The sequence below is a fragment of the Mycobacterium bohemicum DSM 44277 genome (assembly GCF_001053185.1).
Lineage (GTDB): Bacteria > Actinomycetota > Actinomycetes > Mycobacteriales > Mycobacteriaceae > Mycobacterium > Mycobacterium bohemicum.
Genome location: NZ_CSTD01000003.1, coordinates 512,954 through 528,853 on the forward strand (window position 1 = coordinate 512,954; position 15,900 = coordinate 528,853).

Genomic DNA, 15,900 nt, shown 5'->3' on the forward strand with positions numbered 1-15,900 from the left:
GTGGCGACGACGAATGGCCCTCGCGGGCGGGCGGGCGCGGTCCTGGTCAGGTCCGGCACTCCGGCGATCCGCTTCGTCGGCGTGCTCATGCTGCTGGGCGTGCTGGCCTCGTTGGCGGTGCTGGTCGCGCGCCAGCACCTCGGCCACGGCGTTGCCGCGGGCAGGTTCGGCTGGTCCGTGGGACTGCTCGTGGCGGTGGCCCTGATCGCGCGCGGCATCTTCCTGGGCCGCCCGGTGACCGTCGGGCATGCGCTGTTGGCGGCCGCCGTCCTGGCCGGGGGCGTGTTCGTGCGCCTGCTGGGCTTCGACGCGCCCGGCAACCTGCTGCTGGCCGGCAGCGGGCTCGCGCTGATGTTGCCCACCGCGGCCCGGCCGCAGCCCGAACAGCTGCAACGGGTGTGGCGGCTCGTCGACGCCACGCGCGGGGATGCGTTGGCGCCCTTCGCGATGCACTCGAGCAAGAGCTACCACTTCAACGCCGCGGGCACCGCGGCGATCGCCTACCGCACCCGCCTGGGGTTCGCCGTCGTCAGCGGCGACCCGATCGGCGATCCCGACCAATTCGGCGACCTGGTCGCCGAATTCGTGCGCATGTGCCGCGCGCGCGGCTGGCAGATCATCGTGCTCGCCGGCGGCGAACGACACGTCGGGCTGTGGTGTAAAGAGACGGTGGGGCAGCCCATGCTGGCGGTGCCGATCGGCCGCGACGTGGTGGTCGACGTCCGCCGCTTCACCTTTCACGGACGCCGTTACCGCAACCTGCGCCAGGCGGTGCAACGCACCCACAACTTCGGGGTGACCACCGAGATCGTCGACGAGCAGGAGTTGGGCGGCGCGCTGACCGCCGAGCTGACCGAGGTCCTCTACGCCGCGCACCGGGCCGCGCGCACCGAGCGCGGGTTCTGCATGAACCTCGACGCGGCCCTGCAGGGCCGGTTTCCCGGCGTCAGGCTGGCCGTCGCGCGCGACCGGGGCGGGCGCGTGGTGGCGTTTCACCGGTACGCGACCGCCGGCGGGGGCTCAGAAGTCAGCCTCGACGTGCCCTTCCGCCGGCCCGACGCCCCCAACGGCGTCGACGAGCGGCTCACCGCCGACATGATCGCCCACGCCAAAGAGCACGGGGCAGAACGGCTTTCGCTGGCCTTCGCGGCCTTTCCCGAGATCTTCGACGCCGAATGCCCGGGCCTGCCGCAGCGCATCGCCCTGCGGTTGATCCACCTGCTGGACCCGCTGATCCGGCTGGAGTCGCTGTATCGGTATCTGCGCAAGTTCCATGCGCTGGCCGAGCGGCGCTACGTGATCCTGTGCGTTCACCACATCCCGGCCGCGCTGCTGGTGCTGCTGTCGCTGGAGTTCGTGCCCCGGCCGCGGCGCCTGCACCGGCCGGGAGCGGTCAGTGCTCCAGCGGAGCGCCGAACCGGAAACGGCGGCCCGTCACCGACTCCGGAGTGATCCGCACGTAGTGCGACTTCTCGGACGATGTCCACGGCAACACCTGGGCCTGCTCGGCGTCCTCGATCTCCTCGTAGGTCCGAAGCGAGCGCGCGTTGCCCTTGACGATGACGCTCCACCCCTCGGCGACGTTGTGGTCGTCGACCTCGAACAGGACGCGATGGTTGATCGCGGTGCTGACCAGCTTGGTGCCCTCCGCCGTCCGGAACAGCACGGTGCGCCGCTGCACGGCGTAGTTGACGGGAAAGATCTCGGGCTGCCCGTCGACGCTCGTGACCAGCCGCCCCAGGGACATGCCCGCCAGCAGGTCCCAGCATTCGTGCACCGGCAGGATGGAGGAACTCTCATCGGTTAGCGGCATCAGCGATCCCCTCGGTCTACGTGCGACGGCACTGGCATAGCGCCCAGGGTATTGGACCGGGCACCGGCGGGCGGCGGCCGAAGGTCCCGCGTCGCAGGGACCAAAGTTGCTTGCCGCCCGCGGGCCAGTTCACTCGCGGGTGGTTATCGGACTTCCAGAACGTCGTCGAGCGGGCGGCGCGGGGTCGGCGCCGGCGGCTGCTCGGTGGCCGGTGCCATCCCGGCGCGGATCAGCACCTGCGGGTGGCCGCCCTCGATGAGCATGCTGCGCACGAGGTCGCGGCTCTCCTCCACCTCGATCAGATGGGTCAGCGTGCAGGTCGCCATGAAGGCCTGGGTGCACTCCAGCAGCACGCCCGACAACGCCTCGCCGCACCGCAGCACGTCGGCCCTGGTGTCCTGCGGGGTGGAGAGCACGAGGATCTTGGACCAGTCCGCCCTGACCTCGGGGCGCCTGTCCTGGTGCCCGCGGACGGGGAACTCGCGCCCCACGTCCACCCGGTGACTTTCCCGGTCGGAGGCGAGCGCGCTGGGCGGTACGCCCTCGGTGAGCGCGAACGGCGAGGTCCACCACTCCAGCTCGGCGTGGTAGGACGCGTCGGCGCGGCGGAAGTCCTCGGTGAGCTGCGAGGCCTTGGCCAGCTGCGGCCGGGCGTCGTCGGGCAGCACGTCCAGCATCACCGCGCCGTCGGCCAGCGTGCCGCGCAGGACGGGCTCGAACAGGTCCCAATACGTCGGCACGCCGAGCGGGAGCCGGTCGGTCCTGCGCTGCAGGATCGCCCGGGCGTGGTCGAGCTGTGCGCCGGTGACGCGCGCAACGGGCGCGAACTCGATCGCAGCGAGGTGATCCGGATCGTGCGGATCGGGGAACCGCTCAATTTTCGGCTCCCAGCCCGCGGCAATCATGGCGACCCGGAGGTGATCGAGCACGACGCCGCAGCTGAGGATCGTCTCGCGGCCCGTGCTGTCCGTGCCGGGCACGGCCCGGTCCCGATCGACGAACAGATGCAAGACGTCGTCCTGCACCGCCCAGCGCCACGGCTGGCTGTTGTGCACCGAGGGCGCCCGGCAGGCCAGATGCACGGCTCGCCTGATCACCTGGGTGTCGAACGGTGTCCCCATGTTGTCAGCCCCTCGCCGAGCGTCGGTTTGCTGCCGAGAGTAGGAAGCCGCGACTTCGGCGCCAAGGGTAAATCGGCCCTGACGGCGGGGTCCTTGGTTACCGCCGTGCGTTTCACCCTCCGGCCCCGGTGGCGTTCTTTTCCACGTAGCCGACGACGTCCGCCAGTGTCCGCAGCGACGCGTAGTCCGCTTCCGGGATGTCCACGTGGAGGCGCTTGTGGATGCCGCGCAGGAAGCTGAGCCAGTCCATCGAGTCGAGGTCGACCTGGTCCCGCAGCAGGTCGTCGTCGCTGATGTCGTCGGGATCGACTTCGGGCGCGATGGTGGTCAGCACGGACAACACCACGGCCCGGGTGTCCTCATTCGTCGTCGTCATGGTGTGTCACTTCTCCAGTAGGTCGGGCTGGCCGAGCAGCTCGTTGATCTTGGCGAGGAACAGCGCGCCGCGGTGACCGTCGCTGCTGCGGTGGTCGCCGGCGAGGGTGGCCTGCACGGTCGGGACGATCCGGATGCCGTTGTCGATGACGCGCACCCGCTGGGCGGGCCGGCCGAACCCGACGATCGCCACCTGCGGGGGGTAGATCACGCCGAAGACGCTGTCGACGCCCTGGTCGCCGAGGTTGGTGACGGTGATGGTCGGATCGGACATCTCCGAACTGCGCAACGAGAAGGAGCGCGCCCTGGCCACCAGGTCGGTCAGGTCGTCCATCAGTTCGTCCAGCTTCTTGTCCGGCACGTCGTGAATCGCGGGCGCGACCAGGCCGCCACCGCGCAGCGAGATCCCGACGCCGACGTGGACGCCGGTCGCGGGCTCGAATCCGTCCTCGCGCCAGAACCCGTTGAACTCACCGAACTTCTGCGCGGCCAGGCCCACGGCCTTGAGCAGCAGGACGGCGGGCAGCACGCGTTCGTCGATGGAGCGCTGCGCATTTCGCGCGGTGAGCCAGGTCAGCGAGTTCTCCAGGTTGATCTCGTCGGCGAGGTAGTAGTGCGGGATCTCCCGCTTGGACCGGCTCATCGCCGCCGCGATCGACTTGCGCATCTGCGCCGCGCGGTCGGCCCCGGTCAGCTTGGTGGCGGCCTTGGCGACCGGCTTCGGCGTGGCGGTGTCGCCGCCGTCGCCTGGGTCGACTTCGCCGCGGGCTGGAGACGTTCGCGGGGCCTCGCCGGCGCCTGCTCGCCCGATTCCAGCAGGGTGGCCAACGGCGTTCCGACCTGGACGGTTTCACCGACCGGGACCAGAAGCTCGCCGACCGTGCCCTCGTGCCAGCATTCGACCTCGACCGCGGCCTTGGTGGTTTCGACCACCGCGACGACCTGTCCGCGGCTCACCTTGTCGCCGGGTTTGACCAGCCATTCGTCCAGCGTGCCCTCGTCCATGTCGGAACCCAGTGCGGGCATGACGAATTCGATCATGGCCGCTCCCCGAACAGGCTCTGCACGGCGGCCACGATCCCGGGGACCTGGGGCAGGGCCGCCTGCTCCAGATGCTTGGCGTAGGGCATGGGCACCTCGGCGCTGCACACCCGGGCGACCGGCGCGTCCAGGTCGTAGAACGCGCCCTCCATGATCCGCGCGCTGACCTCGGCGGCCAGACTGCCGCTGCGCCAGGCCTCGTCGACCACGACGGCGCGGTGCGTCTTGCGCACGGACTCGAGCACGGTGCCCTCGTCGAGCGGGCGCAGGACCCGCAAATCGATCACCTCGCAGTCGATCCCCGCCAGCGATAGCTCGTTGGCGGCGTCGAGCGCCTTGCCCAGCGAGCCGCCGTAGGCCACCAAGGTGACGTCGTTGCCGCCGCGGCGAATCGCCGCACCGGAAATGTCGGTGGGGGCCAGCGCCTCGATGTCGGCCGAGGTGTTGTAGAGCTGGACGTGCTCGAAGATCACCACCGGGTCGGGGTCGGCCAGCGCCGGGCCGAGCATGCCGTAGGCGTCTTCGACGGTGGCGGGCGCGACCACCTTGATGCCGGGAACGTGGGCGTACCAGGGCTCGAGGCTGTGCGAGTGCTGCGCCGCGAGCTGGCGCCCGGCCCCGGTGGCCATCCGCACGACGAGCGGGACGGAGAATTGACCGCCGGACATATGGCGAAGGGCCGCAGCGGTATTCACGAGCTGATCGAGCGCGAGCAGGCTGAAGTTCACCGTCATCACCTCGACGATCGGGCGCAGCCCGCCCAGCGCCGCCCCGATTCCGATTCCGACGAAGCCCAGTTCGGACAGCGGCGTGTCGCGGACCCGGTCCGGGCCGAATTCCTCCAGCAGCCCCTTGGACGCGGCGTAGGTGCCGCCGTACCGGCCCACGTCTTCGCCCATCAGCACGACGCGCGGGTCGTCGCGCAGGGCGTCGCGGATCCCGTCGTGAACGGCGGTGCGGTAGGTCGTCTTCATCGTGCCGCCCCCGATGCGGGTGTCAGCACGTCGCGTTCGAGATCGGCGGCGTCCTCCCATGTTCCGGCTTCGGCGAACGCCACCGCGGCCTCGATCTCGGCGGCGGCGGACTCTTCGATCTCGCGCACGTCGGCGTCGGAAAGCGTTCCGTCGCGCAGGCATAGGTTGGTGAAGGAGCGGATCGGGTCGCGCTCGCGCCACCGTTCCACCTCGGCCTTGTCCCGATACAGTTCGGGGTCGAACATCGAATGGGCGCGGAACCGGTAGGTGCGGAACTCGATGAAGAACGGTCCGCCGGTGTCGCGGACGTGACCGACGCCCTCCTGCGCGGCGGTGTGACAGGCCTCGACGTCCATCCCGTCGACGGCCAGGGTCGGCACGCGGTACGACGCGGCCTTGACCGTGAGATCGGTCTGCGACTGCGCCCGATCCAGCGCGGTCCCCATGGCGTAAAGGTTGTTCTCGCAACAGAACAACACCGGCAGGTTCCACAGCGCCGCCATGTTGAGCGACTCGTGGAAGGCGCCCTCGGCGACCGCGCCGTCGCCGAAGTAGCAGGCGGTCACCCGCTTGCGGGCCAGCATGGCGTCGGCCAGCGCGATGCCCACCGCGAGCGGCAGGCCGCCGGCGACGATCGCGTTGCCGCCGTAGAAGCGCCTGGCCGCGTCGAACAGGTGCATCGACCCGCCGCGCCCGCGGGAGCAGCCCTCCTGCTTGCCGAACATCTCGGCCATGATCGACGTCATCGGGACGCCCCGCAGCAGCGCGTGCGCGTGTTCGCGGTAGGTCGCCACCACCGCGTCGTCGTCGGCCAGGGCGCGCAGGGACCCGGCGGCGACGGCCTCCTGCCCGACGTAGAGGTGCAGGAAGCCGCGAATCTTGGCCGCGCTGTAGAGTTCCGCGCACTTCTCCTCCATGCGCCGCACCCGCACCATGTCGGACAGGAATTCGTGGGCCAGCTTCGTATCGGTCACGAGGGCACCCCCTGGGCCTGGGCGGCGGGTTGGCGTTCGATGGTGGACGTGTCGCCCTCGGGCAGTCCGAGTTCGCGCGCCTTGAGCAGGCGCCGCATGATCTTGCCGCTGCTGGTGTGCGGCAGGGTGTCGACGAACTCGATCTCCTTGGGCGCCACGGTGGCCCCGAGCCGCTTGCGCGCGTGGCCGAGCAATTCCAGCCGCAGGTCCTCGTCGCCGACGACGCCGTTGCGCAGGGTGACAAAGGCTTTGACCATTTCGCCCACCGTCGGATCGGGCTTGCCGATGACCGCCGCCTCGGCCACCGCGGGATGCTCGGTGAGCGCGCTTTCCACCTCGAACGGCCCGATCAGGTGCCCGGCCGACTTGATCACGTCGTCCTTGCGCCCGACGAACCAGAAGTAACCGTCGGCGTCCCTCTTGGCGAGGTCGCCGGTCAGGTAGAGCCCGTCCGCGAACGAGCTTCGGTAGCGCTCCTCGGCGTTGAGGTACCCGCGGAACATCGACGGCCAGCCGGGTTCCAGCGCCAGTTCGCCCTCCACGCCGGGCTCGTCGACGATCGCGGTGGTGCCGTCGTCACCCCGGCGCACGATGTAGGCGTTCACCCCCGGCAGCGGACGACCCATCGAGCCCGGCTTGATATCGAACGCCGGGGTGTTCGCGATCATGATGCCGCCGGTCTCGGTCTGCCACCAGTTGTCATGAATGGGCAAGCCCAGCACGCGTTTTCCCCACCAGACCGCTTCGGGGTTGAGCGGCTCTCCCACGCTGGCGATGAACCGCAGCCGGGGAAAGTGGTAGCGCGCCGGAAGTTCCGGGCCGGCCTTGATCAGCATCCGGATGGCGGTCGGCGCCGTGTACCACACGGAGACCCCCTGGTCCTGCAGGATGCGATACCACCGCTCGGCGTCGAAGTCCGCCTGGTCGACGATGGAGGTGACCCCGTGCAGCAGCGGGCTGATGATGCCGTAGGAGGTTCCGGTCACCCAGCCGGGATCGGCTGTGCACCAATAGGTGTCGTCGGGGTGAAGGTCGAGCGCGTACAGGCCGGTGACGTAGTGCATCGCGACGGCGCCGTGCACGTGGATGGCGCCCTTGGGGGTTCCGGTGGTGCCGCTGGTGAAGTGCAGCAGCGCGGGGTCGTCGGCCGTCGTGGGCTCGATCGGCGCGTTCTCGTCGGCCGCGTGCAGGAGGCGCCAGAAGTCTCCGGTGCCCTCCGGAGGGTCGCCGCCCCCGTCGTGCTCGCCCTCGTCGGCGACGAGGATGTGCCGCACCGACGGCAACTGATCGCGGATCTTGGCGATCTTGCGCCGGTAGATCGCCCTCGTGGTCACCAGGACGTCGGCCTGCCCGATGTTCACCCGGGTGGCGATCGGCTCGGGCCCGAAGGCCGAGAACAGCGGCGAGACGACGCAGCCGTTGCGCAGCGCGCCCATCATCGCGATGTACAGCGCGGGGTCCCGGCCCATGATCGTGAACACGCGCTTGCCCTTGCCGATGCCGAGCGAACGCAGCACGCTGGAAAAGCGTTTCGCCAGCCCGGCGAGGTCGGCGTAGGTGAGGTCCCTGGTGGTCAGGGGTCCCTCGGGGCCCCGGTCGGACACGAAACGCAACGCCGTGCGCGTGGCGGCCGGGCCCGCCGCGTGCCGGTCCAGGGCGGCATAGGCGATGTTGCACCGGCCGGGTCCCATGCCCTGGCACAAGTCCGGCAGGTCCGACCAGCGAAACCGTGCCCGGGCCCGCTCGTAGTCGGTGAGGTTGGGCCGGACCTCGAGGTCGTCGGCCGTCTTGCGGATGACATCCATGCGCCAGTCCTGTCCCATGGGCTGCTGGGTGCCTTCATCGTTCGCCGGGCCCGGCGGGCCCGCATAGAGACGAAAGTCACCACCGGCCGTCGAGGGTCTTGCCGGCGCCGGGCGGGGCCCAATGACGCTGCGCCGGGGGACCAAGGACCCTGGCGCCCCGCGCCCCGCATGCCCGAGGGTCTACACCAGACAGGGAGGGCAGGCGATGACCCAGGCGACGGTCGACACCGAGGCGATCAAGGCGGCGGTGCAGTTGGCGTGCCGGGCGCCCTCGCTGCACAACAGCCAGCCGTGGCGGTGGGTCGCCCACGGTGCGAGCGTCGACCTGTTCGCCGACCCGCACCGGATCGTGGAGTTCACCGACGGCTCGGGCCGCCAGTCGATCATCAGCTGCGGCGCGGTGCTCGACCACTTCCGCGTCGCGATGGCCGCCCTGGGCTGGGAGACCACCGTCGAGCGATTTCCCAACCCGAACAACCTCGATCACCTCGCGTCGATCGAGTTCGCCTCGCCCCGTCTGGGGCCCGAGTTCGTCGCGCAGGCGCGCCGCGACCGCGCCGCGGCGATCTCGCGCCGCCGGACCGATCGGCGCCCGTTCCGCGCGCCCAGGGACTGGGCGTCCTTCGAGCCCGTTCTGCGCAGCGCGTTCGACGGCGCGTTCGCGACCCTGGACGTGCTGGGCGACGATGCGCGCCCCCGCCTGATCGAGGCGTCGCACCTGACGGAGGCGCTGCGCCGTTACGACGACTCCTATCACCACGAATTGCTGTGGTGGACCGCGCCTTCCAGGGACTCCGAGGGGATACCGCCCGGCGCGCTGCCGACCGGGCCGCAGGCCCGCGCCGTGGAGGTGAACCGCCGGTTCCCCGGCGACCCGGACACCGCGAAAGGGTCGCCCGGCGCCGGTGACGAGGCCAAGATCGTCGTGCTGTCCACGCCCGAGAACACCCGCACCGACGCGCTGGACTGCGGTCAGGCGCTGTCGGCGGTCCTGCTCGAATGCACCATGGCCGGCTTGGCCACCTGCGCGGTGACGCACCTGACGGAGCTGCAGGCCGGCCGCGACGTCGTTCGCGACCTCCTGCCCGACGCCGCGTGCGTGCCGCAGGTGCTGGTCCGCGTGGGGGCAGTAGCCGCCGGACAGCCCCCGGAGCCGACCCCGCGCCGGCCCCTGGCCGAGGTCCTGGAGGTTCGGCCCTGATGCGGGAGCGGCAGGGAAAAGTGTTGTAGGAGAGCGTTATTCAGCCCGGAGGGAGTGTGTGATGAAAGCGAAGGCGGGGGACTGGCTCGTGGTCAAGAGCGGCACGGTCGGGCATGGCGACGTGCGCGGGTTGGTCACGGACGTGCGCTCGCCCGATGGCGAGCCGCCGTTCCGGGTCCGGTGGCTCACCACCGGCGAGGAGACCACCATCTTCCCGGGGCCGGACGCGATCGTCGTCACGGCCGCCGAGCAGGAGGCCGCCGACGAGCGGGCGCGGGCGCGCTTCGCCGCGGTGCAGTCCGCCATCCGGGAGCGTGCACACGGCGCCTGAACCCCGCGGTCAGTGACTTCGGACCCTAGCGGCGCCCTCACACCATCGCGACGATGAGGTCATCCCGCACGCAGAGGAAGTGAAATGGCTGCTATCGCAGGCGGTCCGCTGTTCTTGACCGATGCCGACGTCGACGGGCTGGCGGTCGACTTCCTGAATTCGCCCTTCGCCGACGACATTTCTCCCGACTGGTCCCTGGACCGGCGCCTCGACGGCTTCCTGCGCCACCGCTGCCTGGTCCCGCTCATCGACGATGTGTCGGCCTACGACCTCGTCCGCGACCGGGTCATGTCCTACCTCGGCGCGGTGCACGGACGGGGCTGAGCGCGCCGGCGAGCCGACGAACGACCCGCGAGCGCGGGACTTCGGTCCCTATCGCCGGACGTTCGACCGCTGGTCGGATGGGTGGAGAAGGTGACCTCGAAGGTCCGGCGACGATGTAGGAGACACCGATGGGCATCCTTTCGATGAGCACGCGTGGGGGCACGCCATGACCAGGGCGGCCGACGTCGGCCGGCAGGCGCCAAGGCGGGTGTTTCGCGACCGCGGCGAGGCCGGGCGGGTGCTGGCCGACCTGCTCGGCGCCTACCGCGATCGCCCGGACGTCATCGTCCTGGGCCTGGCCCGGGGCGGCGTACCCGTCGCATGGGAGGTCGCGGCCGCGTTGCACGCCCCGCTGGACGCGTTCATCGTGCGCAAACTGGGTGTGCCAGGCCACGAGGAGTTCGCGTTCGGGGCGCTGGCCAGCGGGGGCCGCGTCGTGGTCAACGACGACGTCGTGCGCGGTCTGCGGATCAATCCCCAAGACCTGCGCGCCGTCGCCGAGCGGGAGGGCCGGGAGCTGATCCGGCGCGAGGCCGCCTACCGCGACGGACGTCCGCCCGTCGAGGTGACCGGCAGGACCGTCATCCTGGTCGACGATGGATTGGCAACGGGCGCAAGCATGTTGGCGGCCGTTCAGGCTTTGCGTGAAGCCGAGCCGTCCGGCATCGTCATCGCGGTGCCGGCGGCCCCCGAGTCGACCTGCCGGGAGTTCGCCGGGATCGTCGACGATGTCGTCTGCGCCAGCATGCCCACCCCCTTCCTCGCCGTCGGCGAGTCGTTCTGGGATTTCCGGCAGGTCACCGACGACGAGGTCTGTCGGCTGCTGGCCACCCCCACGACCGGGGTGCCGGCGAAGCCGGCGGCCCACACGCCGGCCGAGGTGATCGGCGCCGTCGCGATCGACGCACCCGGCGGCGTGCCCCCGCGCGAGGCGCTCGCCGAGCTGATCGGGGACGCGCGGATCGTGCTGATCGGGGAGAGCTCGCACGGCACCCACGAGTTCTACGAGGCGCGGGCGCAGATCACCAAATGGCTGATCGAGGAGAAGGGCTTCTGCGCCGTGGCCGCCGAGGCCGACTGGCCCGACGCCTATCGGGCGAACCGCTACGTGCGCGGGCTCGGCGACGACACCGGCGCCGACGAGGCGTTGAGCGGCTTCGAGCGCTTCCCCGCGTGGATGTGGCGCAACACCGTCGTCCGCGACTTCGTCGACTGGCTGCGCGGCCGCAACCGGCGTTCGGGCGCGCAGCGCCAGGCCGGCTTCTACGGCCTGGACCTCTACAGCCTGCACCGGTCGATGCACGAGGTGATCGCCTATCTCGACCGGGTCGACCCCAAGGCGGCCGCGCGGGCGCGGGAGCGGTACGGCTGCTTCGACCACACGTCGGCCGACGACGGTCAGGCCTACGGCTACGCCGCGGCGTTCGGGGCGGGCCCGTCCTGCGAGCGCGAAGCCGTCGAGCAACTGGTGGAGATCCAGCGCAACGCGCTTGAATACGCGCGCCGGGACGGGCTGCTCGCCGAGGACGACCTGTTCTACGCGGAGCGCAACGCGCAGACCGTGCGCGACGCCGAGGTGTACTACCGGGCCATGTTCAGCGGGCGGGTCAACTCGTGGAACCTGCGCGACCAGCACATGGCCGACACGCTCGAGGCGCTGCTGAACCACCTCGACCGCCACCGGGACGCGCCGCCCGCCCGAATCGTGGTGTGGGCGCACAACTCTCACGTCGGCGACGCGCGCGCCACCGAGGTGAGCGCCGACGGGCAGCTCACGCTGGGCCAACTGGCCCGTCAGCGGTTCGGCGACCGGGCGCGGCTGATCGGTTTCAGCACCTACACGGGCACCGTCACCGCCGCCGGTGACTGGGGCGGCGTCGCGGAGCGCAAGGCCGTGCGCCCCGCGCTGGCCGGCAGCATCGAAGAACTGCTGCACCAGACCGGCAGGGACGCCTTCCTGACGTCGGCGCTGCTGACCCCCGAGGCCGCGGACCCGCTGAGCGCCGTCCGGTTGGGCCGGGCCATCGGCGTGATCTATCGGCCCGAGACCGAGCGGCAAAGCCACTACTTCCACGTCCGCCCGGCCGACCAATTCGACGCGATGATCCATATCGACACCACCCGGGCGCTGGAGCCCCTCGAGGTGACCAGCCTGTGGATCGCCGGCGAAACACCCGAGACGTATCCGAGCGGCCTGTAGCCGGCGAAAGGCCATGCCATGACCATGCCGGCCGACCCGACCGCGAACCGACCGCGGATCGTGACGCTGACCATGAACCCGGCGCTCGACATCACGACCAGCGTCGAGGTGGTGCGCCCGACCGACAAACTGCGCTGCTCGGCCACGCGCTATGACCCCGGCGGGGGCGGCATCAACGTCGCCCGCGTCGCCCACGTGCTCGGCGGGTCGGTGTTCGCGGTGTTCCCCGCCGGCGGCTCGCACGGCGGCCACATGACCCGGCTGCTCAGCGACGCGGGGGTGCCCTTCGCGGAGATCCCGATCCGCGCGGCGACGCGGGAAAGCTTCACCGTCAACGAGACCAGCAGCGGCGAGCAGTACCGGTTCGTCCTGCCCGGTCCGCACCTGAGTCCGCACGAACAGGGACGCTGCCTGCAGGAGCTGCGGATCGCGGCGCGGTCGTCGGAGTTCGTGGTGGCCAGCGGCAGCCTGCCGCCGGGCGTGCCCACCGACTTCTACCAGCGGGTCGCCGACATGTGCGGGCAGCTGGGCGTGCGCCTCATCCTGGACACCTCGGGCGGCGGCCTGCGGCAGGTCTCCTCCGGGGTTTTCCTCCTCAAGGCCAGCCTGCGGGAGCTGCGGGAATGCGTCGGGCGGCCGCTGGACACCGAGGCCGAGCAGTTGGCCGCCGCGCGCGAGCTCATCGAGCGTGGCCGCGCGGAGGTGGTGTTGGTCTCGTTGGGCGCGGCGGGCGCGCTGCTCGCGACCGGCCATGCGGCCCAACGCTTCCCGTCGATCCCGATGCCGAGCGGGAGCGGTGTGGGGGCCGGTGACGCGATGGTCGGGGCGATCGCGGTGGGGCTCTGTCGCGGGTGGCCACTGGTCAAGTCGGTGGCTCTGGGGGTCGCGGCGGGCGCGGCGATGCTGATGACGCCCGGCACCGCGGTCTGCCCACGCGCGGAGGTGGAGCGGCTGTTCGAGCTGGTCCCCGAGCCCACGGACATCGGCGCGGGCGCCTAGGCCCCCGCTTGCGGACCGAACGCCGGTGGCGGCCCCGCCGGCCAGCGGGACGAACGGCATTCCAGATGAGGCCTAACGACCCCTCCGCGCGGCGATCCGGCGCAATAGCCTGGACCCAAGCCAATCGGTAGGAGCGACATGAACCAGCTGGACGCCAAGTCAGTGGTCGTGGGCATCAACGGCTCCCAGGCCGCGGTCAACGCCGCCAAGTGGGCGGTCGACGAGGCGATCGGCCGCCAGTTGCCCCTTCGCCTCGTCTATGTCATCGCCCGGCGCGAGGCGCACGACAGCCCGGCGCCGCCGTCCGAATGGGAGCTCGAACGCGCCGAAATGGCGCTCGCGCAGGCGGAAAGCGCGGTGATGAGCGCCACCGGCGAGCGCGGCAAGCCCGTCGAGATCGAGACGGCGATCCTGTCCGGGGATCCGGCGCAGGTGCTGATCGACGAGTCCCTGGCGACGGCCATGGTGTGCGTGGGAACCGCCAGGCGGGGATGGGCGTCCGACGGATTGCTGGGGCCGACCGCCGCCGGCCTGGTGGCCAGCGCGCACTGCCCGGTGGCGATCATCCGCACCAATCCCGACGGGTCGCCGACCGAACTCGGGGTGATCGCGGTGGTCCTCAACGACGAGCCGGACAACGACGAGGTCGTGCACCAGGCCATGGAAGAGGGGCGGCGGCGGCACGCCACCGTGCGACAGATCGACCGCCGGCTGGACAGCTGGGTGCGGCGCTACCCCGATGTGCACGTGGAAACCGTCGCCGCCGGCACGGGCCTGAGGTCGAGCGGAAAGGCCGGCCACGCAATCGAACTGGCGGTGGTGGGCAGCGCGGAAGGGGAGCGGATGGCCGAACTGGCCACGCCGAACTGCCATCCGATCCTGGGATATCCGGACTGCTCGGTGCTTGTGGTCCGCCACTAGAACCCGGCCCGCATGAACGAGTCAGCCAAGCCGCAGCCGGTCGTCGTGGGTGTCGACGGGTCCAAGGCGGCGATTCGGGCGGCGCTCTGGGCGGTGGATGAGGCGGTCAGTCGCGACGTCCCGCTGCGCCTGCTGCACGCGATCGAGGACGCCGAAAGCGGCGGCGCCCCGGCCGACACCGCCCTCCGGCAGGCCCGCACCGCGATCGAGGCCGCCGGCGCCCAGGTCAAGGTGGAGAGCGAAACCGTGCAGGGCCCCGCGGTCGGGTCGCTGATCCGCGCCTCGGCTGCGGCCGCCATGGTCTGCGTCGGAGCGGTCGGGCTGCGGCACTTCCAGGCGGGGCGGGTGGGCTCGACGGCCGCGGCACTGGCCGTGTCGGCGCGCTGCCCCGTGGCCGTCATCCGCGGCCACGACCACCACCCGCGCCCGTCGGCCGACGACATCGTCGTCGAGGTGGAGGAGGCCGCCGACAACGGCGGCCTGCTCAGGGCCGCCGCCGAGGAAGCCCGGCTGCGCGGCGCGGCCGTCCGCGCGCTGGTCTGCCGGCGGGGCGAGCCGGGCGAGCCGGTGGTCGCCGATACCGAAAGCGATCGGCGGGCGCTGGCCGACCTCGACAGGCGGCTGGCGACGTGGAAGCGGCGCTACCCGGAAGTGCGGGTGGAGCCGGTCGCGGTGCACCGCAGCCTGCTGGAGTACGTGGCCGGCAGCCGCCGCGGCATCGGGTTGGTGATCGTCGGCGCCCGCAACCGTGCGCACCTCGCCGAGTTGGTCGGACCGGCCGGCAGCGCCGTGCTCCAGGACGCCGGCTGCTCGTTGCTCATCGTCAATCGGCAGCACATGTGACCTTCGGGCCATGATGGGGGTGTGAAATATTGATTCGGTCGTTTGGCACCACCGCGGCGCGGACCGCGTTGCCAACCGGCCGGCAGGAGGGGTTCGTCATGGTGAAGGTTTTCCTGGTCGACGACCACGAAGTCGTGCGGCGCGGTCTCGCCGACCTGCTGGCGTCGGATCCCGAACTCGAGATCGTCGGGGAGGCCGGCTCCGTCTCCGAGGCGAAGGCGAGGATCCCGGCGTTGCAGCCCGACGTCGCGGTGCTCGACGTGCGCCTTCCCGACGGGAACGGGATCGAGCTGTGCCGCGACCTGGTGTCCGACCACCCGGACCTGCGCTGCCTGATGCTCACGTCGTTCACCTCGGACGAGGCGATGCTCGAGGCCATCCTCGCCGGGGCCAGCGGCTACGTCGTCAAGGACATCAAGGGCATGGAGCTGGCCCACGCCATCAAGGAGGTCGGCGCCGGCAAGTCCCTGCTGGACAACCGGGCGGCGGCCGCGCTGATGGCCAAGCTGCGGGGCGCCGCCGAGCGGGAAGACCCGCTGTCCGGGCTGACCGAACAGGAACGAACGCTGCTGGGGCTGCTCAGTGAAGGTCTGACCAACAGGCAGATCGCCGCGCGGATGTTCCTCGCCGAGAAGACGGTGAAGAACTACGTGTCGCGGTTGCTGGCGAAGCTGGGTATGGAGCGTCGGACCCAGGCCGCGGTGTTCGCGTCGAGGCTCGGCCCGCACCCCGGCCAGGCCAACAGCCCCTCGTCGGCGCAGCCGGACTGACCGGCAACCCGCACCGACGCGCGCCCCGGCCCCGGATCGGGTTTGCTGGCGGACCCGGCGCCCGCGCCCCGCGTCGTCGGCGCCGGTCCCGGGCACCGTCCTAGGCGCCGCGACCGGTCCGGGCTAAGCTGGTGGTGGCATTTGCGCTGTGTACGTGACATGTCGCACAGCCCATGGGGCCCCCAAGTGGTCCTAGCCCTGAGCATGT

Annotated in this window: 15 protein-coding genes and 1 pseudogene; 9 read left to right on the top strand and 7 right to left on the bottom strand. The window is 71.1% G+C overall.

Features of this window, described 5'->3' with window-relative positions; all coding sequences use genetic code 11:
• On the top strand, window positions 1-1,452 hold the full coding sequence (locus BN971_RS17030) for a bifunctional lysylphosphatidylglycerol flippase/synthetase MprF (RefSeq protein WP_245836717.1): 1,452 nt from the start codon (window positions 1-3) through the stop codon (window positions 1,450-1,452).
• Here the strand turns inward: BN971_RS17030 and BN971_RS17035 are convergent.
• The 7 genes and pseudogenes from BN971_RS17035 to acsA form a co-directional block, all read right to left on the bottom strand.
• The gene (locus tag BN971_RS17035) at window positions 1,394-1,813 is read right to left on the bottom strand and encodes a pyridoxamine 5'-phosphate oxidase family protein (RefSeq protein WP_085180893.1); all 420 of its coding nucleotides are present in this window, start codon (window positions 1,811-1,813) and stop codon (window positions 1,394-1,396) included. The genes BN971_RS17030 and BN971_RS17035 overlap by 59 nt on opposite strands.
• Window positions 1,814-1,956: 143 nt before the next feature.
• The gene (locus BN971_RS17040) at window positions 1,957-2,934 is read right to left on the bottom strand and encodes an Acg family FMN-binding oxidoreductase (RefSeq protein WP_085180894.1); all 978 of its coding nucleotides are present in this window, start codon (window positions 2,932-2,934) and stop codon (window positions 1,957-1,959) included.
• A 112-nt stretch (window positions 2,935-3,046) separates the two neighbouring features.
• Complete coding sequence (locus tag BN971_RS17045; RefSeq protein ID WP_085180895.1) at window positions 3,047-3,310, bottom strand: phosphopantetheine-binding protein; 264 nt, start codon at window positions 3,308-3,310, stop codon at window positions 3,047-3,049.
• A gap of 6 nt (window positions 3,311-3,316) precedes the next feature.
• A pseudogene (locus BN971_RS17050) lies at window positions 3,317-4,350 on the bottom strand (dihydrolipoamide acetyltransferase family protein).
• Window positions 4,347-5,324 (bottom strand): alpha-ketoacid dehydrogenase subunit beta, encoded by a 978-nt coding sequence (locus BN971_RS17055; protein WP_085180897.1) that lies wholly within the window; start codon window positions 5,322-5,324, stop codon window positions 4,347-4,349. The pseudogene BN971_RS17050 and the gene BN971_RS17055 overlap by 4 nt, the downstream one beginning before the upstream one ends.
• On the bottom strand, window positions 5,321-6,298 hold the full coding sequence (gene pdhA / locus BN971_RS17060; RefSeq protein ID WP_085180898.1) for a pyruvate dehydrogenase (acetyl-transferring) E1 component subunit alpha: 978 nt from the start codon (window positions 6,296-6,298) through the stop codon (window positions 5,321-5,323). The genes BN971_RS17055 and pdhA overlap by 4 nt, the downstream gene beginning before the upstream one ends.
• A complete protein-coding gene (gene acsA / locus BN971_RS17065) occupies window positions 6,295-8,103 on the bottom strand; it encodes an acetate--CoA ligase (protein ID WP_085180941.1) in 1,809 nt (602 codons plus the stop codon). Before acsA ends, pdhA begins: the two co-directional genes overlap by 4 nt.
• Before the next feature lie 205 nt (window positions 8,104-8,308).
• Here acsA and BN971_RS17070 point away from each other — a divergent pair, with 205 nt between their 5' ends.
• The 8 genes from BN971_RS17070 to dosR all read left to right on the top strand — a co-directional run bounded on the left by BN971_RS17070 (window position 8,309) and on the right by dosR (window position 15,692).
• On the top strand, window positions 8,309-9,304 hold the full coding sequence (locus BN971_RS17070; protein ID WP_085180899.1) for an Acg family FMN-binding oxidoreductase: 996 nt from the start codon (window positions 8,309-8,311) through the stop codon (window positions 9,302-9,304).
• A gap of 61 nt (window positions 9,305-9,365) precedes the next feature.
• Window positions 9,366-9,635 carry a DUF1918 domain-containing protein gene (locus BN971_RS17075; RefSeq protein WP_085180900.1) on the top strand — a complete coding sequence of 90 codons (270 nt, stop codon included), beginning with the start codon at window positions 9,366-9,368 and terminating at the stop codon, window positions 9,633-9,635.
• 84 nt (window positions 9,636-9,719) lie between these two features.
• Window positions 9,720-9,959, top strand: coding sequence for a hypothetical protein (locus tag BN971_RS17080; protein WP_085180901.1), 240 nt, complete (start codon window positions 9,720-9,722; stop codon window positions 9,957-9,959).
• Window positions 9,960-10,125: 166 nt separating this feature from the next.
• A complete protein-coding gene (locus tag BN971_RS17085; protein ID WP_085180902.1) occupies window positions 10,126-12,159 on the top strand; it encodes an erythromycin esterase family protein in 2,034 nt (677 codons plus the stop codon).
• 18 nt (window positions 12,160-12,177) lie between these two features.
• A complete protein-coding gene (locus BN971_RS17090) occupies window positions 12,178-13,158 on the top strand; it encodes a 1-phosphofructokinase family hexose kinase (RefSeq protein ID WP_085180903.1) in 981 nt (326 codons plus the stop codon).
• A 138-nt stretch (window positions 13,159-13,296) separates the two neighbouring features.
• Window positions 13,297-14,079, top strand: coding sequence for a universal stress protein (locus tag BN971_RS17095; RefSeq protein WP_085180904.1), 783 nt, complete (start codon window positions 13,297-13,299; stop codon window positions 14,077-14,079).
• A gap of 12 nt (window positions 14,080-14,091) precedes the next feature.
• The gene (locus BN971_RS17100) at window positions 14,092-14,922 is read left to right on the top strand and encodes a universal stress protein (RefSeq protein ID WP_085180905.1); all 831 of its coding nucleotides are present in this window, start codon (window positions 14,092-14,094) and stop codon (window positions 14,920-14,922) included.
• Window positions 14,923-15,020: 98 nt separating this feature from the next.
• Complete coding sequence (dosR, locus tag BN971_RS17105) at window positions 15,021-15,692, top strand: hypoxia response regulator transcription factor DosR/DevR (RefSeq protein WP_085180942.1); 672 nt, start codon at window positions 15,021-15,023, stop codon at window positions 15,690-15,692.
• The last annotated feature ends 208 nt before the right edge of the window (window positions 15,693-15,900 follow it).

Bases quoted from the DNA above. Each gene is read 5' to 3' on its own strand.
- BN971_RS17085 (WP_085180902.1), top strand. From the start codon at position 10,126: ATGACCAGGGCGGCCGACGTCGGCCGGCAGGCGCCAAGGCGGGTGTTT.
- BN971_RS17035 (WP_085180893.1), bottom strand. From the start codon at position 1,813: ATGCCGCTAACCGATGAGAGTTCCTCCATCCTGCCGGTGCACGAATGC.
- acsA (WP_085180941.1), bottom strand. From the start codon at position 8,103: ATGGATGTCATCCGCAAGACGGCCGACGACCTCGAGGTCCGGCCCAAC.
- BN971_RS17100 (WP_085180905.1), top strand. From the start codon at position 14,092: ATGAACGAGTCAGCCAAGCCGCAGCCGGTCGTCGTGGGTGTCGACGGG.
- BN971_RS17045 (WP_085180895.1), bottom strand. From the start codon at position 3,310: ATGACGACGACGAATGAGGACACCCGGGCCGTGGTGTTGTCCGTGCTG.
- BN971_RS17090 (WP_085180903.1), top strand. From the start codon at position 12,178: ATGACCATGCCGGCCGACCCGACCGCGAACCGACCGCGGATCGTGACG.
- BN971_RS17040 (WP_085180894.1), bottom strand. From the start codon at position 2,934: ATGGGGACACCGTTCGACACCCAGGTGATCAGGCGAGCCGTGCATCTG.
- dosR (WP_085180942.1), top strand. From the start codon at position 15,021: ATGGTGAAGGTTTTCCTGGTCGACGACCACGAAGTCGTGCGGCGCGGT.
- BN971_RS17055 (WP_085180897.1), bottom strand. From the start codon at position 5,324: ATGAAGACGACCTACCGCACCGCCGTTCACGACGGGATCCGCGACGCC.
- BN971_RS17080 (WP_085180901.1), top strand. From the start codon at position 9,720: ATGGCTGCTATCGCAGGCGGTCCGCTGTTCTTGACCGATGCCGACGTC.
- BN971_RS17070 (WP_085180899.1), top strand. From the start codon at position 8,309: ATGACCCAGGCGACGGTCGACACCGAGGCGATCAAGGCGGCGGTGCAG.
- BN971_RS17095 (WP_085180904.1), top strand. From the start codon at position 13,297: ATGAACCAGCTGGACGCCAAGTCAGTGGTCGTGGGCATCAACGGCTCC.
- BN971_RS17075 (WP_085180900.1), top strand. From the start codon at position 9,366: ATGAAAGCGAAGGCGGGGGACTGGCTCGTGGTCAAGAGCGGCACGGTC.